18 protein-coding genes are annotated in these 23,916 nt (G+C 44.1%); all 18 read left to right on the forward strand.

Annotated elements, in window-relative coordinates:
* Positions 1 to 460 (forward strand): bacillithiol biosynthesis deacetylase BshB1 (locus tag PHN32_05165; protein ID MDD3776977.1); only part of this gene is annotated, 460 nt, incomplete at its 5' end.
* Between the two features lie 2 nt (positions 461 to 462).
* On the forward strand, positions 463 to 1,569 hold the full coding sequence (gene bshA / locus PHN32_05170) for an N-acetyl-alpha-D-glucosaminyl L-malate synthase BshA (GenBank protein ID MDD3776978.1): 1,107 nt from the start codon (positions 463 to 465) through the stop codon (positions 1,567 to 1,569).
* 14 nt (positions 1,570 to 1,583) lie between these two features.
* Positions 1,584 to 2,657 (forward strand): aldose 1-epimerase family protein, encoded by a 1,074-nt coding sequence (locus PHN32_05175; GenBank protein MDD3776979.1) that lies wholly within the window; start codon positions 1,584 to 1,586, stop codon positions 2,655 to 2,657.
* A gap of 85 nt (positions 2,658 to 2,742) precedes the next feature.
* Positions 2,743 to 4,251 (forward strand): trypsin-like peptidase domain-containing protein, encoded by a 1,509-nt coding sequence (locus PHN32_05180; protein ID MDD3776980.1) that lies wholly within the window; start codon positions 2,743 to 2,745, stop codon positions 4,249 to 4,251.
* Between the two features lie 363 nt (positions 4,252 to 4,614).
* Positions 4,615 to 6,273, forward strand: a complete 1,659-nt coding sequence (ilvD, locus tag PHN32_05185) for a dihydroxy-acid dehydratase (protein ID MDD3776981.1) — start codon at positions 4,615 to 4,617, stop codon at positions 6,271 to 6,273.
* A gap of 102 nt (positions 6,274 to 6,375) precedes the next feature.
* Complete coding sequence (gene ilvB / locus PHN32_05190; protein ID MDD3776982.1) at positions 6,376 to 8,073, forward strand: biosynthetic-type acetolactate synthase large subunit; 1,698 nt, start codon at positions 6,376 to 6,378, stop codon at positions 8,071 to 8,073.
* Between the two features lie 13 nt (positions 8,074 to 8,086).
* Positions 8,087 to 8,572 carry an acetolactate synthase small subunit gene (gene ilvN / locus PHN32_05195; GenBank protein MDD3776983.1) on the forward strand — a complete coding sequence of 162 codons (486 nt, stop codon included), beginning with the start codon at positions 8,087 to 8,089 and terminating at the stop codon, positions 8,570 to 8,572.
* Positions 8,573 to 8,605: 33 nt separating this feature from the next.
* Entirely contained in the window at positions 8,606 to 9,766 is a 1,161-nt protein-coding gene (locus PHN32_05200) for an alanine--glyoxylate aminotransferase family protein (GenBank protein ID MDD3776984.1), read from the forward strand.
* A 20-nt stretch (positions 9,767 to 9,786) separates the two neighbouring features.
* Positions 9,787 to 11,376, forward strand: a complete 1,590-nt coding sequence (gene serA, locus PHN32_05205) for a phosphoglycerate dehydrogenase (protein ID MDD3776985.1) — start codon at positions 9,787 to 9,789, stop codon at positions 11,374 to 11,376.
* An 18-nt stretch (positions 11,377 to 11,394) separates the two neighbouring features.
* Positions 11,395 to 12,906 (forward strand): 2-isopropylmalate synthase, encoded by a 1,512-nt coding sequence (locus PHN32_05210; GenBank protein ID MDD3776986.1) that lies wholly within the window; start codon positions 11,395 to 11,397, stop codon positions 12,904 to 12,906.
* Positions 12,907 to 12,941: 35 nt separating this feature from the next.
* Entirely contained in the window at positions 12,942 to 14,192 is a 1,251-nt protein-coding gene (gene leuC / locus PHN32_05215; protein MDD3776987.1) for a 3-isopropylmalate dehydratase large subunit, read from the forward strand.
* Positions 14,189 to 14,683 carry a 3-isopropylmalate dehydratase small subunit gene (locus PHN32_05220; GenBank protein MDD3776988.1) on the forward strand — a complete coding sequence of 165 codons (495 nt, stop codon included), beginning with the start codon at positions 14,189 to 14,191 and terminating at the stop codon, positions 14,681 to 14,683. The genes leuC and PHN32_05220 overlap by 4 nt, the downstream gene beginning before the upstream one ends.
* A 9-nt stretch (positions 14,684 to 14,692) precedes the next feature.
* Positions 14,693 to 15,772: a 3-isopropylmalate dehydrogenase gene (leuB, locus tag PHN32_05225; protein ID MDD3776989.1), complete on the forward strand. Its 1,080-nt coding sequence runs from the start codon at positions 14,693 to 14,695 to the stop codon at positions 15,770 to 15,772.
* Between the two features lie 11 nt (positions 15,773 to 15,783).
* A complete protein-coding gene (gene cimA / locus PHN32_05230; GenBank protein MDD3776990.1) occupies positions 15,784 to 17,376 on the forward strand; it encodes a citramalate synthase in 1,593 nt (530 codons plus the stop codon).
* Between the two features lie 57 nt (positions 17,377 to 17,433).
* The gene (gene ilvD, locus PHN32_05235) at positions 17,434 to 19,110 is read left to right on the forward strand and encodes a dihydroxy-acid dehydratase (protein MDD3776991.1); all 1,677 of its coding nucleotides are present in this window, start codon (positions 17,434 to 17,436) and stop codon (positions 19,108 to 19,110) included.
* Between the two features lie 96 nt (positions 19,111 to 19,206).
* The gene (locus PHN32_05240; GenBank protein ID MDD3776992.1) at positions 19,207 to 21,327 is read left to right on the forward strand and encodes a sodium-translocating pyrophosphatase; all 2,121 of its coding nucleotides are present in this window, start codon (positions 19,207 to 19,209) and stop codon (positions 21,325 to 21,327) included.
* 74 nt (positions 21,328 to 21,401) lie between these two features.
* A complete protein-coding gene (gene larB, locus PHN32_05245) occupies positions 21,402 to 22,172 on the forward strand; it encodes a nickel pincer cofactor biosynthesis protein LarB (protein MDD3776993.1) in 771 nt (256 codons plus the stop codon).
* 75 nt (positions 22,173 to 22,247) lie between these two features.
* Positions 22,248 to 23,915 carry an ATPase, T2SS/T4P/T4SS family gene (locus PHN32_05250; GenBank protein ID MDD3776994.1) on the forward strand — a complete coding sequence of 556 codons (1,668 nt, stop codon included), beginning with the start codon at positions 22,248 to 22,250 and terminating at the stop codon, positions 23,913 to 23,915.
* Position 23,916 lies beyond the last annotated feature (1 nt).

Genomic DNA, 23,916 nt, shown 5'->3' on the forward strand with positions numbered 1-23,916 from the left:
TAAAGTTATAGAGGTTATCAGGAAATACAGGCCCCGGCTGGCAGTAATCCCTTACCACCGGGACCGCCATCCCGATCATGAGCATGCTTACCGGCTTCTAAAAGACAGCTTATTTATTGCAGGCCTGGCCAAATTCAAGACTTTGCTCCCTGCCCACCGCCCCCAGGCTGTTATAAGCTATATGATGCATTATGAATTCAAGCCCAGTTTTACGGTGGATATTACCCCCTATTTTGACACAAAAATGGAGGCCATAAAATGTTACCGGTCCCAGTTATACAGTGATTATGAAAAAGAGGCAGAAACCAGGCTTTCTTCCGCTTATTTTATGGAAGTCCTAAATACCCGCAACAAGTGCCATGGTTTAAAAATAAAGGCTGGTTACGGGGAGCCCTTCTATGCTGAATATCATATGAAGGTAGATGACCCGGTAAGCTTTTTTAATTATATTTCCATATAAACATGAAAATTGGAATAACATGTTATCCTACTTACGGGGGCAGCGGAGCTGTAGCTACCGAGCTGGGTATAGAATTGGCCAAGAGGGGCCACACCATACATTTTGTAAGCTATGGCCTTCCCTTTAGGCTGAACCATTATTATGAAAACATTTTTTTCCATGAAGTGGAAATACTGGAATACCCCCTGTTTAAATATCTGCCCTACAGCCTTTCCTTGAGTGCCAAGATGGCGGAAGTCATAGATTCAGAACAGCTGGATATACTGCATGTGCATTATGCGATACCTCATGCTGCGTCTGCTTATCTGGCCAAAAAGATTTCCAGCCGCAGTATAAAATATATTACCACTCTGCATGGAACTGATATTACCATTGTGGGCAACCATGCCTCTTTTTTTGGCATAACCAAGTTCAGCATTGAGCAAAGTGACGGGATAAGCTGTGTTTCCAGCTACTTAAAGGAAGCTACCGACCGGATTTTTAAGGTAAATAAACCCATGAAAGTAATTTATAATTTTGTAGATACTTCCCGGTACCGAAGAAAGAAAGTTCCCGCAAGTGAATTTACTGATAAGGGGGAGAAAATTTTGGTCCATATCTCTAATTTCCGGCCGGTTAAAAATGTAGAGAATGTGGTTAAAGTGTTTTTCCAGGTACATAAAAAGGTTCCCTCCAAGCTGTTGATGGTTGGTGATGGACCGGAGATAGGCAACTGCCGCCAGCTGGTAAACCAGCTGGATTTAAAAGACTCGGTTTGCTTTATGGGAAGGCAGGATGATGTTGTTCCCCTACTTAGCCAGGCAGATTTGTTTCTTCAGCCCTCCCAAAGTGAGAGCTTTGGGTTAGCCAGCCTGGAGGCTTTAAGCTGCCAGGTTCCGGTAATAGGCACTTCTATAGGCGGGCTGAAGGAAGTGATAGAAGGTTACGGATGCGGATATGTATTTGACCCCTATGATGTACAGGGTATGGCCGAAGCGGCCATACGCATCCTGTCTGTTTCCGGGCTGAGGGAAAAGATGGGCAGGGCAGCCAGAAAGAGGGCATTGGATTTCGACAGCAATAAGATCGTACCGGAGTACATTGATTTCTATCATCAGGTATTAAAATAAAAAAGGGAGGTAGTATGAAGGTTTTTGGGCAGGAATTGACCAAAAAACAGGTAACTGACAGGATAGGTGATATTACCCAGTGGGGAGGAATTAAAAACTATGAATTTTCAGAGGGGCAGCAAAGAGGCATAAGGGCCATAGATATAAAGAATGCCTGTGGACTGGATATGACCGTTACTGCAGACAGGGGCATGGACATTTCTTACCTTTCCTATAATTCCGTACCCATAAGCTGGCGCTCAGCGGTAAGGGAAACTTCACCTGTCTATTACGAGAGCAGGGGCTTGGAATGGCTAAGGACTTTCTTTGGAGGGCTACTCACTACCTGTGGGCTGACCCACATAGGGCCTCCGGGAGAAGACCAGGGCCAAACCCTGGGCCAGCACGGGCGTATTTCCAATCTACCTGCCTATAATGTATGCACAGATGGAGATTGGGTAGAAGACAATTACCGTATGGCGGTACAGGGTAAAGTGAGGGAAGCCAGTGTATTTGGGGATAAGCTGGAGCTTACCAGAAAAATAACTGTTTGGATGGATTCGCCTGTAATTGTTCTAGAGGATACTGTAGAAAACATTGGCAGCCAGGTTTCTCCTTTAATGGTGCTTTATCACATAAACATTGGTTATCCTGTAGTTGATACCGGCACCGAGCTGGTAGAGGATAGCGCTAAAGTAAGTCCAAGGGACCAGGAAGCTAAAAAAAACATCAACAGCTACCATCGTTTCGAGGCTCCTGCCAATGATTACCAGGAGCAGGTGTTTTTCCATGATATTGAAGCAGATAACCAAGGTTTTTGCCGGGTAGGACTGGTTAACACCGCTTTTGATGGGGGTAGGGGTATAGGTATAGGAATCAAATACCATAGCGGTAACTTGCCCTACTTTATCCAGTGGAAAATGATGGGATGCGGGGAGTATGTTTGCGGCTTGGAGCCTGCCAACAGCCTGATTAGGGGAAGGGCTGTAGAGAGAGAAAAAGGCAATTTAAAATTTATAGAGCCAGGCCAGAAGATAGGCTATCATATTGAATTTCAGCTTCTGGGATCTATAGAGGAAATTGATAATTTCAAAAAAGTGTTAAGATAAATATTAATATTAATTATAATATTTTATTGACTTCAATGGTTAAAAACATATAATTAAATTACAATAATTTAACTAGGAGCAAAAGATGGCTAAAAAAATATTAAAGGGGTTGATTTTTGGTTTCATCCTGATGTTGGTGTGGGGACTATCTACCAGTTTATTTGCTCAGGAGGCGGAAGATTATGAGTTTACAGCAAAAGACAAACTGATATTGACACAACCCAGCATCTGCTATGTTACCACTATTTATTATGGGTATATCTATGATCCCAATTTTGAAGAATGGTCTGTGCAATACATGTACGGTCCTATGGGGGGCACTGGCTTTTGTGTTAATCCCGAAACAGGGCATTTAGTTACAGCGGCACATGTGATAGAAGATGATTATGTAAACATTAAGTGGTCTATACTGGATGCTTATATTTTTGATACCTATCCCGATGATTATTATAATCTTACCGATAATGACTGGAACTGGATTTATGATAACTACAAAGTGGAAGGGGAGACTACCACTGAGCTGGATCGTGAGGTTTGGATACAGTTCAATACTGCCACTGCGGGGCTGCCGGATAATCCGGATACCACCTATATCAGGGCAGAGGTAATAGATTCCAGCCCCTGGAATCAAAGAGATATAGCCATCTTAAAAATACAGCCGGTTACCGGCAGGGCATTATCTTCTGTGATGATTGGTGATTCATCCATGGTAGAGATCCAGGATTCTTTAACTATTATAGGCTATCCCTGGAATGCAGATATAAGCTTGGAATCCATTATGACTCCTACCATAACTTCCGGCATGATAAGTGCTAAAAAGATGCTGGAGGGGACTGAAGTTCTCCAGGTAGATGGTACGGCAGCTGCTGGTAACAGCGGAGGCCCGGTATTAAACGAAAAAGGCGAGGTAATAGGCATACTTACCATGGGTACCTCTGAAAATATTAATTACCTGAGGCCTTCCAATGATATAAAAGAAATGCTTAACCGCAATGGAGTGGTAAACAAACTGGGCCAGGTAGATGAAAACTTTGCTAAGGGTTTGGCTATGTACAGGCAGAGCCATTATGCTGAAGCAATGAAGTACTTTGATGCGGTTCTAAATTCCAGCCAGGGCCATTTGCAGGCACAGGAATACAAGGCTAACAGCCAGGCAGCTATTGACAGGGGAGAAGATACCCCCCTGGTTGCGCTTACAGAACCGGCAGAAACTGCTGAAGAAACCGCAGAAACCCCTTCCCCTGTAGCAGAAGAGCCGGTTCAGGCAGCAGAAGCAGAAGCAGAAGCAGAAGAAGCTGAAACATGGGGGCCGGTAGCAGAAGAAACGGGAACAGGGTCATTTGCTTTAGGCTTAGGCCTTATAATTTTGCTGTTTGTAGTTATACCCCTGGTGATTTTAGCAGCAGTGATAATAATTATAGTCTGGCTGGTAAAAAGGAAAAACAAAGCAGCTGCAGCTCCCGTGACTCCGGCAGCTCCTGCAGGAGAAGTAAAGAAAGAAACCAAACCCCAGGCTAAATTCTGTCCTTCCTGTGGGAAAGAAGTAAAAGAAGACCAAAAATTCTGCGCCAATTGCGGGGAGAAGATAGAATAGCAAACTTTTAACATGCTAAAAAGGGGCCGGCTTGGGCCGGCCCCTTTTTTATTGAATTTTTATTGTTATAATAATACAATTATGATAGTATTAATGCCTAATTAAAATTCCTTTATTAGTTATGGGAAATAGAGTCAAAAAAGACAAGTTAAATGTATTTTTTAGAACCAACGGTTCTTCTATATGCGTGCCTTCATTAGCTGTTATTTCCCTAGTCTGTCTATTACTAGTCGGTATTCTATCTTAAACCTTAGGGTTGACGATAGTTACTTACTATTCAATCCTATTTAAACCGGAGGTTTACCTATTTATGTTTTTGCATATAGATTTATTAGAAGAATATTTAAAATCTGAGGAGGAAAATTGAGAAGTGATGATATGAAAAAGGGCATTGAAAGAATGTCCCATCGCTCACTGCTTAAAGCTACAGGATTGACTGATCAGGAGCTTTCCAGGCCTATAATAGGAGTTGTTAATTCAGTAAATGAATTAGTTCCAGGACATATAAACCTGGATAAAATTGCAGAAGCAGTTAAAGCGGGAATAAGGGCAGCCGGCGCTACTCCCTTGGAGTTTAGCACCATTGGCGTTTGTGACGGTATAGCTATGAATCATAAGGGTATGAAATACTCGCTGGCTACCAGGGAGATTATAGCTGACAGCATTGAAGCTACAGCTATGGCCCATCCTTTTGACGGTCTGGTGCTAATTCCCAATTGTGACAAAATTGTGCCGGGCATGCTTATGGCAGCCTTAAGGCTTAATATTCCTTCCGTGCTCATCAGCGGAGGCCCCATGCTGGCCGGCAGCATGGATTCCGGGGTGGTAGACCTTAGCAGTTGTTTTGAAGCGGTAGGTAAATACAAGAAAGGTTTATATAATGACCAGGACATATTGGATTTGGAGGAAGAGGCCTGTCCCACCTGTGGAAGCTGTTCCGGTATGTTTACCGCTAATTCCATGAATTGCCTCTCTGAAGCCATAGGCCTTGCTTTACCTGGTAACGGAACCATCCCTGCGGTTTTAGCTAAAAGGATAAGATTAGCCAAGCAGGCTGGTTTTAAGATAGTGGAAATGGTAGAAAAGGATATCAAGCCCAGGGATATCGTAACCCTGGACACTATAAAAAATGCACTTACCGTAGACATGGCTTTAGGGTGCTCCACCAATACCGTGCTCCACCTTCCGGCCATAGCCCATGAAGCCAAGGTAGATTTTTCGCTGGAGCTGGTAAACCAGGTTAGCCAGGGTACTCCAAACCTTTGCCGCCTGAGCCCGGCAGGAGAGTATCATATAGAAGATTTGTATGCAGCAGGGGGAGTACAGGCGGTTATGAAAGAGCTTTTTGACCACCAGTTAATAAATGGAGAGTTGATGACAGTAACCGGCCAAAAGGTAAAAGATAATATTAAGGATGCTAATATTAAAAATAATGAAGTTATAAGGACTGTAACTGATCCTTATTCCAAGGATGGGGGGATAGCTATACTCTGGGGCAACCTGGCACCAGAGGGATGTGTAGTCAAGAGGTCTGCAGTGGATGCGAAAATGATGCAGTATAGGGGCAGGGCCAAAACCTTTAACAGCGAAGAGGATGCCATGAAGGCCATATGGGAAAATAAGGTTGAAAGGGGAGACGTGGTGGTTATACGCTACGAGGGTCCCCAGGGAGGCCCCGGCATGAGGGAAATGCTTTCACCAACCTCTGCCATAGCAGGGATTGGCCTGGATAAAGAAGTTGCTTTAATTACTGATGGAAGATTTTCTGGAGCTACCAAAGGCGCGTCTATTGGACATATTTCTCCTGAAGCTCAAGCTGGCGGCCCTATATGCATAGTGGAAGATGGAGATGAGATTGAAATTAATATTCCATCCAACAGTATAAACCTGTTAGTGGATGAAGAGGTTATAAAACAAAGGCTGGCTAAATGGAGCCCTCCCCCGCCTAAAATTACCGAGGGTTATCTGGCCAGGTATTCAAAACTGGTAACCTCCGCCCACAGGGGAGCTATACTGGAATAGGGGAATTTTTGATAATTTAATTAATTGAAATTGTAACAGAAAATGATATAATCATTCAAACTGTTATAAAGTTGTTACTAACTCAATTTTTTAGGAGTTGATATGAGTAAAATATCTGGAGCGCAGATGACTATAAATTGCCTGAAGCAAGAGGGCGTAGAGGTTATCTTTGGATACCAGGGAGGCAAGGTTATTCCCTTTTATGACTGTCTTTTTGATTCGGACATAAAACACATACTGGTAAGGCACGAGCAGGGAGCAGCCCATGCTGCTGACGGTTATGCCAGGGTTACCGGCAAAACAGGGGTTTGTGTTGCTACTTCCGGACCGGGAGCTACCAATTTGGTTACCGGTATCGCCAATGCTTATATGGATTCGGTTCCCATGGTAGCCATTACTGGCCAGGTGTCCACTGCTGAAATAGGCACTGATGCCTTCCAGGAGGCAGATATAACCGGGATTACTGCTCCCATAACCAAACATAATTATTTGGTTAAGGATATAAAAATGCTGCCTTCCATTATTAAGGAAGCTTTCTATATTGCTTCCACCGGCAGGCAGGGGCCGGTACTTATAGATATACCTATAGATATATCCCAGGGAATGATAGATGAGGATATGCTGGGAGAGATTGACCTGCCGGGTTACAAACCCACTTACAAGGGCAATCAAAAACAAATAAAAGAAGCAGCTAAGAAAATATTTGACAGTAAAAAACCGGTAATCTTTTCTGGAGGGGGAGTTGTAGCTTCGGGAGCAAGCCAGATACTTACCCAATTTGCAGCCAAGGCGCAGATCCCGGTTATTACTTCCATGTTGGGCAAGGGTTCTTTTCCTGAAGATCACAAACTCTCGCTGAATATGGCAGGAATGCATGGTACCAAGTATGCCAATATAGCTTTTACTGAAGCCGACCTAATAATTGCGGTAGGGGCCAGGTTCGATGACCGGGTAACCGGAAAGGTGTCCGGTTTTGCCCCTCATGCCGATATCATACACATAGATATAGATCCGGCTGAAATTGGCAAGATTGTAAAGACCGTACTGCCCATAGTGGGCAATGCCAAGGATGTTATGGCTGACCTTAGCCAGAGGTACTTTGAGCTGGATAATAAAAAGAGCATAGCTAAAAAGAAGCCATGGATTGACTTTTTGATGGATATCAAACAAAAACATGGCTTAAGATATGATACCAAGTCCCCAAACCTTAAACCTGGCTATATAATTGAAAAGATTTATAAGGCTACCAAAGGCGATGCTATTATATGCACCGAAGTAGGCCAGAACCAAATGTGGGCTGCACAGTTTTATACCTATACCCAGCCCAGAACCTTTATTTCTTCCGGGGGGCTGGGAACTATGGGTTTTGGTTTGCCTGCAGCCATAGGGGCCAAAGTTGGCAGGCCGGACAAAATAGTAATAGATATTGCTGGAGACGGAAGCCTTCAGATGGTTTCACAGGAGCTGGCTACTGCAGTCAGCCATGATATTCCGATAAAGATTATGTTGCTCAATAACGGTTATCTGGGGATGGTAAGACAGTGGCAAGAACTGTTTTTTGACAAGCGTTATTCCAATACCTGCATCAAGGAATGTGTAGATTTTGTAAAGCTGGTTGAAGCGTATGGCGGTGTGGGGATTAGGGTTACTGATAAAAAAGAGGTTGAGCCGGCAATTAACAAAGCCTTGAAACTGGATAAGGTGGTACTGGTAGATTTTTGCATTGAGGCTGAGGAAAACGTATATCCCATGGTTCCGCCGGGAGCGCCTATTAATAAAATGCTAGAATGGAATATTTAAGCAGGTGGTATAAATGAATCATATAATTTCAGTATTGGTAGAGAATAAGGCGGGCGTGCTGGCCAAGATAGCAGGTCTTTTTGGCAGAAGGGGATTTAATATTGACAGCTTGGTGGTAGGACCCACAGAAGATGACCGTATCTCCAGGATCACCATTGTCGTTTCTGCAGATACCCAGGGCATCGAGCAGGTTATCAAACAGCTTTATAAGTTAATAAATGTGTTGAAAATCCAGGAACTGGACCCCAAGAATATTGTAGAAAGGGAACTGGTGCTGATAAAGGTTTCTACTGATTCCAAGAACCGGGCAGAGATTTTAGAAATTGTAAATATATTCAGGGCTAATATAGTAGATGTTGCGAAAAAGTCCCTGCTTATTGAGATTACGGGAACTTCCAGCAAGGTCAATGCCTTAAAGGAGCTATTGGAACCTTTTGGAATTTTGGAATTAACCCGTACCGGCAAGATTGCTTGTAGCCGGGGGAGTAAAAAAATTTGATTTTTATAAACAAATGCTGACCAAGGAGGCAAAATGATTAAGAAATATATTATGACACCAGGCCCCACGCCAATATCTGAAGAGGTTTTACTAGAGCATGCCAGGCCGCTAATGCATCATAGATCCCCTGAATTTTCTGAGATTTTTACTCAGATGACTGATAAGTTAAAGAAGCTGTTAAGAACTGAAAATGATGTGTTTTTCCTAACATCTTCAGGTACCGGAGCCATGGAAGCTGCAGTAGTAAATGCTTTTTCCCCTAATGATAAGGTCCTGGTAGCTAGCGTAGGTAATTTTGGGGAACGATTTAAAAAGTTAAGCAAGATGTATGGGCTGGATTTGATTTCCATTGATTATGAATGGGGTGAGGCTATAAATCCCCAGGATATAAAGGAAGCTTTGGAAAAAGATAAGGATATCAAAGGGGTTATGTTCCAGTTTAGTGAAACTTCTACCGGTATTTTAAATGATGCAGAAGCTATTGCTAAAATAGTAAATGAATATGATGCTATTACCATAGTGGATGCCATAAGCGGCTTGGGGGCTTCCAGGTTGGAAACAGACCAATGGGGACTGGATATAGTAATAGGCGGTTCCCAGAAAGCTTTAAGCGCCCCTACCGGAGGAGCTTTCATCAGTGTTAGCCCAAAGGCCTGGGAGCTTATTGAAAAATCTACTAACCCCAGGTTCTATTTTAATCTGCTAAATGCCAGGGAAGCTGCCCGAAGAAACCCACCCCAGACTCCCTGGACTCCGGGCATTTCTATAATAGTGGCCATGAACAAGGCTTTGGATATGCTGCTGGAAGAGGGTTTGGAAAATGTATTTAAAAGGCACCATGTGCTGGCTATGGCTACCCAGACTGCAGTGGAAAAATTAGGTTTAAAGCTATTGGTTGCCAACCCTGAAAACAGGGGAGACTCTGTAACTTCCATTGAGATTCCCGAAGGGATTGACGGCAAAAAGCTTACCACCATCATGCGGACCAAATATGGGGTAACCGTAGCTGGAGGCCAGGGCAAATTAAAAGGGAAAATCTTTAGGATTGGCCATTTGGGATGGTTTGGAATGTTTGATACTATTATTGCAATTTCAGCACTTGAATTAGCGCTGGCTGAGCAGGGCTATGAACTGGAAATAGGTTCTGGCGTAGCTGCTGCCCAGAAAGTATTTTTTGAAAATAATTATCTTTAAAAATTAGAAAGAGAATAGCTATGAAAAAAAAGGTATTAATAACCGATGGTATTTCACCTCAGCCCAAGGAATATTTGGAACAGTATTTTATTGTGGATGATAAGAAAGGCATTAGTCCTGAAGAACTAAAAAAAATAATAGGCGACTATAATGCAATCATAATCAGGAGTGCCACCAAGCTGACTGCAGACATAATTGAAAAAGCGGATACTATGGAGATTATCGGGCGGGCAGGTATAGGAGTGGATAATGTAGATCTGGATATGGCTACCCAGAAAGGAATTGTAGTGGTTAATGCTCCCACCAGCAATGCGGTCACCGTAGCCGAGCATACTATAGGCCTACTATTGGCCGTAGCCAGGAAGATACCTTCTGCTGACACTTCCCTTAAGGGGGGAAAGTGGGAGAAATCAAAGTTTAAAGGCATAGAAATTGAAGGGAAAACCCTGGGCATAGTAGGCTTTGGGCAAATAGGGGGGCTGGTAGCTAAAAAAGCTATGGGACTGGGCATGGATATAATGGCCTTCGATCCTTTTGTTTCTGAAGACAGGTTCAAGCAATTGGGCATAAAGAAGGCTGATACCCTGGATGACATTTACCAGGCAGCTGACTTTATAACCATACATCTCCCCAAAAACAAGGATACCCTGGGAATGTTTAAGGCTGAGGAATTTAAAAAGATGAAAAAGGGTACCATAATACTTAATGTAGCCAGGGGCGGAATTGTAGTGGAAGAAGATCTGGCCCAGGCTATCAGGGAAGGACAGATCGGGGGAGCGGCAGTAGATGTGTATTCTAAGGAACCCTGCACAGACTCTCCTTTGTTTGATTTGGAAACAGTGGTATGTACGCCCCACTTGGGAGCCTCTACTACTGAAGCCCAGGACCGGGCAGGCAGTATAATAGCGGAACAGGTGGTATCTGTACTCCAAGGCGGAACTCCTGCCTTTCCAGTTAATGCTCCATCCGTAGCTAAAGAAGTAATGGAAGCCCTCTCCCCCTATTTTGAGCTTTGCGACAATATGGGTATGCTGTTTAGCGGTCTGTTTGACGGAAACCTGGAGAATATTAAAATTATCTTCAGCGGAAAAGTAGCTGAATATGATACCAGCATATTGAAATCCAGGATACTGGTAAAGATACTTGGCAAATATTCCATGCATGATGTAAACATGGTAAACGTGGGCTTGATAGCTGATGAAAACGGGCTAAAGGTTGAAGAAGTAAAAACCAGCAAGTCCAGTGATTTTGTTAATCTAATTACCCTGGAAGGTTCTGGCAAGGACGGCAACCTTTCTATTTCGGGCACTATTACCGGCAAGAAGAACAAGCCCAGGTTTATAGGAGTGGATGAATTTGAGCTGGATATGGTTCCCTCACCCCATATGGCCTTTATCAGGTATGAAGATGTACCGGGCCAGATTGGCAAGATAGGAACTGCTTTTGGAGAACTGGGTGTAAACATAGCGGCTATGCATGTCGGCAGGAAGAAGAAAAGCGGCGACGCCGTAATGGGCCTAAACCTGGATGCGGAAGTTACTCCGGAAATGCTGGAGCAGTTTAAACAAATTTCCAGTTTTGAAAACATTAAAATTGTAAATATGGTTTAAGGTTTAGGTAGGTATTATATGTCTAGAAAAATATATATTTTTGACACTACGTTAAGGGATGGCGAACAGGCCCCGGGCATACATTTAAATGTAAAGGAAAAACTGGAAGTTGCCCAACAGCTGGAAAAATTAAATGTAGATATTATTGAAGCCGGCTTTCCCATATCTTCCCTGGGTGATTTTGAGTCAGTTAGGGAGGTGTCCAAAACTATCAAGGACAAGGCAGTGGCGGCACTGGCCAGGGCTATAATCAAGGATATTGATGCAGCAGGCGAGGCTTTAAAGCCAGCCCGTAACCCGGTCATACATACCTTTGTGTCTTCTTCGGACATTCATTTAAAGTACCAGTTTAATAAAACCAGGGAACAGGCCTTAGAAATGGCAGCGGAAGCAGTAAAAAGGTCCAGAAAATATACGGATATAGTGGAGTTTTCAGCTATGGATGCCACCCGGAGTGACTGGGATTTTTTGTGCAGGCTGTATGAGGCTGCAATTTCTAATGGAGCTACCATTATTAATGTACCCGATACGGTAGGCTACGCCCTGCCTGACGAGTATGCCAGGCTGATTGAGTATCTTAAAACCAATGTAAAAGGCATTGAAGATGTAGTTATAAGTGTGCACTGCCATGATGACCTGGGTTTGGCCGTAGCTAATTCTATCCTGGCTATAGAAAAAGGGGCAGGCCAGGTAGAATGTGCTGTAAATGGGATCGGTGAGAGAGCGGGCAATGCTTCTTTGGAAGAAGTAGCCATGATTATTGACACCAGGAAAAAAGACCTGGATGTATATACCGATATAAATATATCGGAAATAATGAGGACCAGCAGCCTGGTTCGTCATCTTACCGGCTATGCGGTGGCTCCCAATAAGGCTATTGTAGGTAAAAATGCTTTCATGCATGAAGCGGGCATACACCAGGATGGAATGCTTAAGGAGCGCAGTACCTATGAGATTATAAAGCCGGAGGATATAGGGGTTAAATCTTCAAAACTGGTATTAGGGAAGCACTCGGGACGCCATGCTTTTGTCAATAAACTGGCCGAGTTGGGATTAAAACTTAATGAAGAAGACCTGGAAAAAGCTTTCACCAGGTTCAAGGGTCTAGCAGAGAAGAAGGGCCATATTAATGATAAGGACCTTAAAGCTATAGTTGAAGATGAAATAAGGGAAGCATCCGAGTATTTTAAATTGAACTATTACCAGGTTATAAGTGGTACCAATGTAAAAGCTACCGCTACTATAGGCATAAATGCAGGGAACGGCCTCCAGGAGGGGGCAGCTTGGGGTGACGGCCCAATTGATGCCTCGTTTAAGGCTATTGACAGTATATTGGGATTAAATGCCCAGCTGGTTGACTACAATATAGAAGCGGTGTCTGAAGGAAAAGATGCTATTGGTTCAGTAAGGATCATAGTTAGTTCAGAAGGCACTGAGGTTATGGGCAGCGGTATAAGTACCGATATAATTGAAGCTAGTATTAAGGCTTATGTTGATGCCATGAACAGGATAAAGGAAAGTATAGAATAAAGGAGGATAATTTGTCACAGGATAAACCTCAAACTATGGCCCAAAAAATATTGGCGGCCCATTGTGACCAGGAGTTTGTAAGCGAGGGGGAAATAGTTAATGCCCGGGTAGATATTGTACTGGGCAATGATATTACTATGCCCCTGGCCATTAAAGAATTTAAAAAAATAGGGGCAAAATCTGTATTTGATCCGGAAAGGGTAGTAATAGTGCCGGATCATTTTACTCCTAACAAGGATATAAAGTCTGCCCAGCAATGCAAGGTGGTGAGAGGTTTTGCCTCAGACCAGGATATCAGCAACTATTTTGAGGTAGGCAGGATGGGAATAGAGCATGCCTTACTGCCTGAACAGGGCCTGGTAGTAGCTGGAGACCTTATTGTGGGCGCTGATTCCCATACCTGTACCTATGGAGCCCTGGGAGCAGCTGCTACCGGGGTAGGAAGCACTGACCTTGCTGTAGCTATGGCTACCGGCAAGCTATGGTTCAGGGTTCCTGAAAGCATGAAATTTGTATATAGCGGAGAGCTTAAACCATGGGTAACCGGAAAGGATTTAATACTTTATACCATTGGCTTAATTGGGGTAGAGGGGGCGCTGTATAGGTCAATGGAATTTTCAGGGCCAGTGATAGAAAAACTTTCCATGGATTCACGGTTTACCATGTCTAATATGGCTATAGAAGCGGGCGGCAAATTTGGTATCATTGAGGCGGACAATACTACTGAGCAGTATTTAAAGCAGAGAGCTAAAAGGCCTTACCGTATATACACCAGTGATGCTGATGCTAATTATTATAAGGAATATGATATTGATTGTTCACAGATAGAGCTCCAGGTTTCCACTCCCCACCTGCCGTCCAATGCTAAACCTGCTGTCCAGCTTAAAGGCCAGTCTATTGACCAGGTAGTAATCGGTTCCTGCACTAATGGCAGGATGGAGGATTTACAGGTAGCATCAAAAATACTGGAAGGCAAAAGGGTCAAGCCAGGCTTGAGGGTAATCATTATACCGGCTACCCAGAATATTTATCTGGAAGCCATGCGCAAGGGCTACCTGGAGACTTTTGTGCAGGCAGGATGTGTGGTCAGCACTCCTACTTGCGGCCCCTGCCTGGGTGGCCATATGGGTATACTGGCCGAAGGAGAAAGGGCCTTGTCTACTACTAACCGTAATTTTGTAGGCAGGATGGGGCATCCTGGGAGCGAAGTTTACCTTTGCGGCCCCGCTGTAGCGGCCGCTTCAGCTGTAACTGGAACAATTTCTACACCTGAGGAGGTTTTATGATAATCAGGGATAAGGCATTAAAGTATGGCCATAATGTGGATACAGATGTAATTATACCGGCCAGGTATCTGAATACCAGTGATCCGGACGAGTTGGCTTCACATTGTTTTGAAGACCTGGACCAGGACTTTGGCTATAAACTAGCGGATAAAAAAATAGTAGTAGCCGGGCAGAATTTTGGCTGCGGTTCCTCCCGTGAGCATGCCCCTCTGGCTATCAAGGGAAGTGGAGTAAAGTTGGTTATTGCCGCTTCTTTTGCCCGTATTTTTTTCAGGAATGCCATAAATATAGGCCTTCCGGTAATACAAAGCAAAGAGGCATCCACCCAGATAAGGGAAGGAGATGAGCTGGAAGTAGATTTGGGCCAGGGGACTATAAACAATATAACCCAGGGAAAATCATATGAGGTTAAGCCCCTTCCGGATTTCATACAGAAGGTTATTGCCAGCGGTGGCTATATCAATTTTATAAAACAGCAATTAGATAGTTAGGAATGGTTTATGAGTAAGATAATGGTTTTGCCCGGTGACGGCATAGGCCCGGATATAACCAGGGAAGCAATTAGGGTTTTAGATTTTTTAAAGGAGCAATTCGACCTGGAAATTGAATACCAGTATGGTTTGGTAGGGGGAGCCAGCATCGATGAATGCGGCTTGCCTATTACCGATTATTTGCTGGAACAATGCAAACAGTCTGATGCGGTATTGCTGGGGGCGGTCGGCGGCCCTAAATGGGACACCACCGAACCGGGAAAACCCAGGCCGGAGGAGGCCTTGCTAAAATTAAGGAAGGAGCTGGGCCTGTTTGCCAACCTAAGGCCGGTAAAGATTTTTGAGCCCCTGATATCGGCTTCAGCGTTAAAATCTTCATTGCTTAAAGGGGTGGATATACTGGTAATGAGGGAGCTTACCGGAGGTATTTATTTCGGTCCCCGGGACAGGGTAACCAAAGAAGGGCACCTGGAAGCATATGATACCATGGTCTATGCTGATTATGAGATTGAAAGAATTGCCCGGCTTGCCTTTGAATTTGCCGGCCAGCGGAAGGGAAAAGTTACCTCCATTGATAAGGCCAATATACTGGATAGTTCCAGGCTGTGGAGGGAAATAGTAGTAAAAACTGCTGCTGGTTATCCTAAGGTAGAACTTAACCATATGTATATTGATAATGCCACCATGCAGCTTATTAGAAATCCCCTACAGTTTGACGTAATACTGGCTTCCAATATGTTTGGCGATATATTAAGTGATGAGGCAGCTATGATCTCAGGCTCCATTGGGCTTCTGCCCTCTGCCTCTTTGGGACAGGATATGAGCGGTATGTATGAACCCATACATGGAAGCGCTCCCGATATAGCGGGGCAGGATAAAGCTAACCCGGTGGCCACTATTCTTTCCCTGGCCTTGATGCTAAGGTATACTTTTAACCGTGAAGATATATACAGCCTGGTAGAAAAATCTACCAGCCAGGTATTAGCCCAGGGATACAGGACACAGGATATATACGGACAGGGCTGTCAACAGGTAGGTACAGAACAAATGGGCCAGCTTATTATTAAGCAGATAAGGAAAAATGTGTAAGGGAGACCATTATGCTAGAAAAAAAAGTCTACACCTTTGATACTACTTTAAGGGACGGGACCCAAAGCGCAGATATTTCCCTAACCGTCAGGGATAAGCTTGCTATTGTGGATAAGCTGGACCAGATTGGCATTGACTACATCGAGGTGGGCTTTCCGGCTTCCAATCCCAAGGATGAAGAGTTGTTCGGACAGCTTAAAAAAAGAAAATATGAGTATTCCAAGATTGTGGCTTTCGGCAGGACCAGATATAAGGACGCTAAGGCTGAAGAAGATAAAAACTTAAGGTTGTTAATTGAAGCTGGTACTGACAGTGTCTGTATTTTTGGAAAATCTTCTTCCCTGCATGTCCAAAAGGTTATCGAGACTTCTTTGGATAATAATTTGGCCATGATCTTTGAGTCCATAAAATATTTAAAAAATTATTTTTCTGAAGTCATCTTTGATGGTGAGCATTTTTTTGACGGCTACCAGCAGAATGCCTCCTATGCCCTGGATACTCTTAAGGCGGCAGAGGAGGCGGGAGCGGATTTTCTGGTATTATGTGATACCAATGGTGGATTTTTGCCTAAAAAGGCCCTGGAAGTGGTACAAGCTGCCGCTAAAGAGGTCAATGCCCCTCTAGGGGTCCATTTCCATAATGACAGCGGCTGTGCTGTAGCCAATAGTGTTTATGCCATAGAAATGGTGGACCAGGTAAAGATGGTGCAGGGAACCATAAACGGCTATGGGGAGCGCTGCGGCAATGCGGATTTATGCCAGATAATACCCAGCCTGGAAATAAAGCTGGGAAAGCAATGTTTAAAGGATGGAAACTTAAAACATATTACCAGTCTGTCCCGTTTTGTAAGCGAGATTGCCAATCAAACCCATAACAGCCACCAGCCCTTCGTGGGCCAGAGTGCATTTGCCCACAAGGGAGGCATGCATGTAAGCGGGGTAAGCAAGATTTCGGAAGCTTTTGAGCATATTGAACCTGAACTGGTAGGAAATACCAGGCGAATACTTATTTCAGAGCTTTCAGGCAAGAAATCCATCATACTTAAAGCCAGGGAATTTGGCATAAACCTGGAAAATGATTTGGAAAAAGTATCGGAAATATTGAACCGGGTACAAAACATGGAACACAAGGGCTATCAATTCGAGGCCGCTGACGGGAGCTTTGAGCTGCTGGTACGGGATGTGGCCGGAGTAAAAAAGAAGTTCTTTAACCTGGAAAGCTTCAGGGTGCTTAACGAGAAGAGGGCAGATGGCGAAATGCTTTCTGAAGCAACGGTAAAAGTATATATTGAAGGCAACCGGATAATAGAGACTGCAGAAGGAAACGGGCCGGTAAACGCCTTGGATAAGGCCTTGAGAAAAGCCATAGTAAACTGCTATCCGCAGATTGAAAAAATTGAACTTTCCGATTTTAAGGTAAGGGTATTAAACGAAAAAATGGGTACAGCGGCCATGGTAAGAGTGCTCATAGAATCTACTGACGGGGAGAAGAGCTGGGGCACCATTGGAGTATCGGTTAATATTATCGAGGCCAGCTGGGAAGCCCTGGAAAATAGTATCATCTACGGCCTGATGCATGTGGAAAACAAAGAAAACCAAAAATAGTTTCCCCTGTTGACGGCTGGCTTTTTGGTTAAATAAATACTAGTCAGGGGAGAATAAATGTTTTGGAGAAGCAAAGAAATACTATCCGGACCAGAAAATTCCATCAAAAGGTCCTTGTACAAATCCATGGGATTTACCCAGTCTGACCTGGAGAAACCCATAATAGCTATCGCTAATTCCTATAATAATATCTGCACCGGGCATTTTGGTTTAAAAGCTATTGCTGAAAAGGTAAAGGAAGGCATAAGGGCAGGTGGCGGAACCCCTGTGGAATTTGGTACCATTGCTGCTTGTGACGGCATCGCTCAGGCGGACCGGGGAATGAAATATATCCTGCCTACCAGGGAGGTAATTGCTGCCAGTATCGAAACCATGGTGGAAGCACATCATCTTGATGGGGTAGTGCTGTTGGGATCCTGCGATAAAATAGTTCCGGGTATGCTGATGGCTGCCGCCAGAATGGACCTGCCGGCTATACTGTTTAACAGCGGCCCTATGATGCCGGGAATAATTTCCAGGGAGAATCCTTACGGGGGAAAAGAGATTGACGGTTCGGCTTTGGTTATGTATGCGGAGAAGGTCAAAAAGAACCTTTTTAGCCAGGAGGAGTTCGAACAGCTGGAAGAGCAGGCCCAACCTACGCACGGATCCTGTTCCATGCTGGGAACAGCAAATACCATGTGCTGTATTTCTGAGGCCCTGGGCCTTTCATTGCCAGGAAGTGCCATGGTACCTGCAGTAAGTTCGCACAGGCTTCAGTTGGCTATGGAAGCTGGACAGCAAATCATGGAGATGGTGAAACAGTCCATAACCACCAAGCAGATACTGGGCAGGGAGGCTTTAGAGAATGCAGTAATGCTTAATTCAGCTATAGGAGGCTCCACTAACTCCGTGCTGCACTTGCTGGCTATAGCTTATGAGGCAGGTATTGACTTGGATATAGAACAGTTTAGCCGGATCAGCCAGATGGTGCCTTACATAGCCCGGATTATGCCAGCGGGGCCCCATAGCGTGATTGAATTTTACCGGGACGGGGGAGTACCGGCGGTAATGAACCAGATTAGGGATCATCTTAATTTAAGTGCGGTTACAGTGACCGGTAAAAGTATAGGCCAAAATATTGAGGGTGCCAGGATTATAACCGGCAAGGTAATTACCACTATTGATAAGCCTCATGGCAAATTTGGCGGAATTAAAGCCCTAAAAGGTAACCTGGCTCCGCAGGGAGCTATCTGCAGGCCTTCTGCCATTGACCCCCAACTTCATTACTTTAAGGGTCCGGCCAGGGTATTTGACAGCGAGGCTGAGGCTAATAAAGCGGTGTCTTCAGGGGAGATTTTGCCGGGCCAGGTAGTGGTAATACGGTATGAGGGTCCCAAGGGCTCGCCCGGTATGCCTGAGATGTGGAAAACATTAAAGCTTATGGATGGCCAGGGCTTGGGCAAGAAAGCAGCCTTGGTTACAGATGGCAGGTTTTCCGGCTCCAATAACGGCTGTTTTGTGGGCCATATAAGCCCGGAAGCGGCCTCAGGAGGGCCTTTGGCAGCGGTAGAGGATGGGGACCTTATAATCATAGATATTGCGTCGGGACAGGTATCAGTAGAACTTACTGATGATGTTTTAAAGAAAAGGATGGCTAACCTTAAATTTATTCCAAAAGATGGGCTTAAGGGCTACCTGGCCTTTTACCGACGTCACGTGGGTTCTGCCTCTGAAGGAGCAATACTAAAATAATTAAAAAAAATTGATTGTTTGAACTTTTTCTTATACAATCTTCAATAGCTTATCGGCTTTTCAAATTAATTATTGGTTTTACTTTAGGAGGTATTGGTGTTATTTATTAGAATTTTACCATTTATAGGATCACTTATCTCCCTGGTGCTGGCAATAATTTTTGCAAGATTGGTTAGCAGGCAAAGCAGGGGAAACCAAAGAATGAGAGAGATCTCTGATGCTATTTTTATGGGCAGTAGGGCTTACTTAAATCAACAACTTAAAGTTATTTCCATTTTCTTTGTAGTGATCATTGCATTACTAGGAGTAATGGTAAAATTTGGTTATTTGCAGTTTGCTTCCATACCTGCTTTTGCAACGGGGATGGGTTTTAGTCTTTTAATTGGCTATATTGGCATGTGGATTTCTACCACTGCTAATTCCAGGGTTACTCATGCAGCTCAAGAAAAGGGGCTGGGCCAGGCAATGAATATTGCTTTTACTGCTGCTTCCGCTTCTGGTATGCTTCTGGCTGCTGTAGCCCTTTTCGATACTGCTTTCTGGTTTAATCTGCTTTACTGGTGGTACGGCAGGTCTAGCTTAGACCAGTTAGTAAACTTGGATAATGTGGTAAACATACTTATAACTTTTACTATCGGTGCCAGTTTTGCAGCCTTTTTTATGAGGACCGGCGGAGGAATTTTTACCAAAGCTGCAGATATGGGGGCTGATTATGTAGGTAAGGTAGAGTCGGGGTTAAAGGAAGATGACTACCGAAACCCAGCTACTATAGCGGATAATGTAGGGGATAATGTAGGTGATGTGGGAGGCATGAAGGCCGATGCACTGGAATCATGGGTGGGTTCCATTATTGCTGCAGAGTTTCTTGGCTTTCTTGCTTTTAAGAATTCTCCTCTTATTTTAAACAGTATACTGCTGCCCATGATTATAGCAACCGCAGGAGCTATTGCTTCAATTATTGCCATATTCATCATTAAGTATATAGTAAGCCGGTATAGGGATTCAGCAACTGTTAGCATACTTACCGGGACTACTATGTCCGGAATACTTATTACTGTTGTAATAATTATGGTTATTGCCTTCTTTATAATAAGAGCCCTTATGGGTCCCGAATATAATTTCTTATTTTATGCCTCCATAGGTGGCCTGATGGCAGGATTCTTAATAGGGTTGTTCACCTTAATTTATACTGATGCCAGATACAGGCCTACCCGCAATATAGCGGAAAGCGCTAACAGCGGAGCTGCCACCCTGGTGGTAAATGGATTGGCTTATGGTATGGAGAGCACTATTCTTCCTGCCCTTACTGTAATTGTAATTATGCTGGCAAGTTTCTTTATGTCAGGGGGAGCGGCCAACTACCAGATGGGCCTTTACGGAGTGGCTATTTCAGCGGTAGCCATGCTTTCTACTTCCCCTTTTGTTGTGGCCATAGATGTCTACGGCCCCATTGCTGACAACGCCGGCGGTATCTCTGAAATGGCGGAGCTGCCTTCCAGCGTCAGGAAGACTACAGATAAGCTGGATGCAGTGGGAAACACCACTGCTGCCATTGGCAAGGGGCTGCTGATAGGAAGTGCTGCTATTACCGCCCTGGCCCTGGGACAGGCTTATTTTTCCAAGATAGAGATGCTGGGTGTGACCATGGTGCTTGATTTTATGAAAGATCCTAAAATTTTGGCCGGACTGTTTATAGGGGTAATTATGCCTTTCCTGTTTACCTCTATGCTGATAGGGGCAGTGGGCAAAGCTGCCAATAAGGTAGTGATTGAAGCCAGGAAGCAGATAAAACAAATTATGGCCAAAGAAAGCAAGGGGGATCCCAAGGCTTTTATCACTATAGTTACCAGGGCAGCGCAGAGGGGAATTATAGCTCCCGGCATACTGATTTTTGTAATACCTATAGCAGTAGGTATTCTTTTAGGCCCAGGAGGAGTGGTAGCCCTGCTGATAGGTACCCTGCTGTCCGGATTTGCCCAAGCTATATTTATGGCCAATGCCGGAGGGGCCATGGATAATGCCAAGAAAAAAATTGAAGAAGAGGGACGGTCGGGAACTCCCGAGCACTCAGCTTCAGTGGTGGGGGATACAGTAGGCGATCCCCTTAAGGATACCGCTGGACCTTCTATGAACATTTTGATTAAGCTCATCAGCGTGGTAGCTATTGAAACTGCAGTGCTGGTGGTTGACCTTTCGGGCAAGCTGTTTCATTTTTAATAAAAATTAGTTATTAAATAAAGTGCATATGTGTTATAAATAAGAGGAACTTATGCACTTTATTTTTTTCTGGCATGGATCAACAACTAAACAAAATAATAGAAAAACTACTGAGTGATTACCAGCAGGGTAAAATAGATCAATTAAAGGTTATTTCCAAAATAAAGGATATATATTTCGAAGATATTGGTTTTGCCAAGGTGGATCATCACCGTACCATGCGAAGAGGTTTTCCGGAAGTAGTTTTTGGGCAGAATAAAACAGATGAGCAGGTGATAGAAATTGCCTGCAAGATAAGGGAGTATTCAGGGCTGCTGCTTATTACCCGTACCTGTAAGAGGGTATATAAAAAGCTGTCAGCAGAAATACCCGACCTTAAGTTTAGCCCGGAGGCCAATATAATTTACACCCCCCTGGGTAAAGAATTGGATTTGACGGAAGGAATTACCGTAATTTGTGCTGGTACCTCTGATATCCCGGTGGCAGAGGAGGCAGCTATAACTTCTTATCTAATGGGCAATAAAGTGGAAAAGATTTATGATGTGGGAATTGCCGGCATGCACCGGCTGATGCACTACCGCCAGCAGCTTCAAAAATCCAGGGTGATTATATGTGTAGCAGGCATGGAAGGAGCCCTGCCCGGTGTAGTGGGAGCTATGGTAGGCTGCCCTGTTATAGGGGTGCCCACCAGCGTGGGTTATGGAGCCAGCCTGGGAGGGATTTCTGCTTTGCTCACCATGCTTAATACCTGCAGCCCGGGAGTAGTGGTGACCAATATTGACAATGGTTTTGGAGCAGGTTATACCGCAGGTATTATAAACAGGGGAACTGATATTAAAAGTTGATTTCTTTGTTACCTCTATCAACTTATATTATAATTAGTTCCATAATATTAACCCTTATATGGAAAGGCATAACAGGTGGACAGGGAAAGACTAGGCCAGATTCTTTTAAGAAAAAACCTCATAAACGAAGAACAGCTTAAAAATGCTTTAAAAACCCAGGAAAGAAGCGGAGAAAGGCTGGGTAATATACTGATAGATAAAAATTATATTACCCCGGAAGAGTTGGTGGATGTGCTGTCTTACCAGAAAGGTTTTGATACTGTGGACCTGGCAAAAGTCCAGGACATTATTGAGCCAGGAGTGGTTAATTTAATACCCCGGGATTTTGCCTCCAAGAGAAAAGTGTTTTCTTTCAAGCTGAGTAATAACAATTTGTCCGTGGCCATGTTTGATCCTTTGGATATTAACCTCATAGACGAGATCAGGTTAATTACTGGCTATAATATCCAGCCCTTTATTGCTACCCGGGACAGCATCGATAGCGCTATTAAGCTATTCATGACTGATGACTACAGCCTTCAGGAAATAAAAGAGATAATAGATGACCGGGATTTTATCATTACCGAAAAGTTTGAAGATGAGGTGGTAGAAGGCAATCCCCTGGTTAGGCTGGCCAATAGGATTATACTTAAGGCGGTATCTATGGGAGCCAGTGATATACATATAGAACCCCAGGAGAAAAATTGTGCTATCCGGTTCAGGATTGACGGGGTAATGCAGAAGATCAAGGAAGTACCCAAAACAGTACAGCGTTTGCTGATATCCAGGTATAAGATTATGGGGGGCATGGATATAACTGAAAACAGGCTTTCCCAGGACGGCAGAAGTTCTTTTAATTACCATGGCAATACCATAGATTTAAGGTTTGCCTCTATTCCTACTGTGTTTGGGGAGAATATTACCATAAGGCTTCTCAATGTAAGTGAGAACCTGTTTTACATCAAGAATTTGGGCATGGATCCTGAGGATGAGGCTAAATTTAAAAAAATGATACACCAACCTCATGGATCCATTATTATTACCGGACCCACCGGCTCGGGAAAGACCACCACCCTTTATGCCAGCTTGAACCAGATTTCCAGCCCCGATAAAAAGATTTTTACTATCGAAGACCCAGTAGAATACAGGCTTGGCTCTATTATGCAGGTCCAGGTTAATTCCAGAGTGGGAATGGATTTTTCCAGGGGGCTTAGAGCTATGCTGCGCAGTGACCCTGACATAATTATGGTAGGGGAGATAAGGGACCTGGAAACGGCCAAGATAGTTATGCAGGCTTCGGTAACCGGGCATTTGGTTCTTACTACCCTGCATACTAACGATGCCCCTTCTACCCTGGCCAGACTACTGCAGATGGGTGTAGAATCTTATATGATTAGCTCTGCTACCAGCGGCATAGTAGCCCAGAGGCTGGTAAGGTTATTGTGTCCCGAATGCAAACAGGAAACCGATTTAGGCGATTACACTATTGACCAAGATATCATGGATATTTTAAAAGGCCATAAAATCTATAAACCTGTAGGCTGCAGCAAGTGTAATAATCTGGGCTATAAAGGACGTACCGGCATATTCTCGGTGCTGGTAGTATCCAGGAAAATAAGGGAAATGCTGCTGGAAAAGAGAAGCGCTGATGATATAGCGGAAGTAGCTAAAACCGAAGGGATGAAAACCCTGACCCTGAGAGCGGCAGAAAAGGTAGCGGAAGGAGTTACTTCCCTGGAAGAAATGTATAGGGTGGTTTATTAAG

The organism is Actinomycetota bacterium, assembly GCA_028698215.1.
Classification (GTDB): Bacteria; Actinomycetota; Humimicrobiia; order Humimicrobiales; family Humimicrobiaceae; genus Halolacustris.

Bases quoted from the DNA above. Each gene is read 5' to 3' on its own strand.
- bshA (MDD3776978.1), top strand. From the start codon at position 463: ATGAAAATTGGAATAACATGTTATCCTACTTACGGGGGCAGCGGAGCT.
- PHN32_05175 (MDD3776979.1), top strand. From the start codon at position 1,584: ATGAAGGTTTTTGGGCAGGAATTGACCAAAAAACAGGTAACTGACAGG.
- PHN32_05180 (MDD3776980.1), top strand. From the start codon at position 2,743: ATGGCTAAAAAAATATTAAAGGGGTTGATTTTTGGTTTCATCCTGATG.
- ilvB (MDD3776982.1), top strand. From the start codon at position 6,376: ATGAGTAAAATATCTGGAGCGCAGATGACTATAAATTGCCTGAAGCAA.
- ilvN (MDD3776983.1), top strand. From the start codon at position 8,087: ATGAATCATATAATTTCAGTATTGGTAGAGAATAAGGCGGGCGTGCTG.
- PHN32_05200 (MDD3776984.1), top strand. From the start codon at position 8,606: ATGATTAAGAAATATATTATGACACCAGGCCCCACGCCAATATCTGAA.
- serA (MDD3776985.1), top strand. From the start codon at position 9,787: ATGAAAAAAAAGGTATTAATAACCGATGGTATTTCACCTCAGCCCAAG.
- PHN32_05210 (MDD3776986.1), top strand. From the start codon at position 11,395: ATGTCTAGAAAAATATATATTTTTGACACTACGTTAAGGGATGGCGAA.
- leuC (MDD3776987.1), top strand. From the start codon at position 12,942: ATGGCCCAAAAAATATTGGCGGCCCATTGTGACCAGGAGTTTGTAAGC.
- PHN32_05220 (MDD3776988.1), top strand. From the start codon at position 14,189: ATGATAATCAGGGATAAGGCATTAAAGTATGGCCATAATGTGGATACA.
- leuB (MDD3776989.1), top strand. From the start codon at position 14,693: ATGAGTAAGATAATGGTTTTGCCCGGTGACGGCATAGGCCCGGATATA.
- cimA (MDD3776990.1), top strand. From the start codon at position 15,784: ATGCTAGAAAAAAAAGTCTACACCTTTGATACTACTTTAAGGGACGGG.
- ilvD (MDD3776991.1), top strand. From the start codon at position 17,434: ATGTTTTGGAGAAGCAAAGAAATACTATCCGGACCAGAAAATTCCATC.
- larB (MDD3776993.1), top strand. From the start codon at position 21,402: ATGGATCAACAACTAAACAAAATAATAGAAAAACTACTGAGTGATTAC.